Here is a 514-nt window from a genome sequence, read left to right on the forward strand (position 1 = left end):
GTCATGGCGGTCGCGGCCGAATGGATCCCCGACCTGCGGTTCATCAACTAGAGGGCCTGGACATGACCACTACCACTCGCATCGAACGACACCACTACGACGTCGTCGTGATCGGGGCCGGCGGCGCCGGTCTGCGCGCGGCGATCGAGGCCCGGCTCGCCGGCAAGAAGACCGCCATCATCTCGAAGTCGCTCTTCGGCAAGGCGCACACGGTCATGGCCGAGGGCGGCGCGGCCGCCGCGATGGGCAACGTGAACTCGCGCGACAACTGGCAGGTGCACTTCCGCGACACCATGCGGGGCGGCAAGTTCCTCAACAACTTCCGCATGGCCGAGCTGCACGCCAAGGAGTCCCCGCAGCGGATCTGGGAGCTGGAGACGTACGGTGCGCTCTTCGACCGCACCAAGGACGGCAAGATCTCCCAGCGCAACTTCGGCGGTCACGAGTACCCGCGCCTGGCGCACGTCGGCGACCGGACCGGCCTGGAGCTGATCCGCACCCTCCAGCAGAAGAT

1 protein-coding gene is annotated in these 514 nt (G+C 67.3%); it reads left to right on the plus strand.

What is annotated here, in order from left to right; genetic code table 11:
* Positions 1-62 precede the first annotated feature (62 nt).
* The coding region (locus SM447_RS30030; RefSeq protein WP_474576231.1) for an FAD-binding protein at positions 63-514 on the plus strand (452 nt) is incomplete at its 3' end.

Source organism: Micromonospora aridisoli, assembly GCF_056150025.1.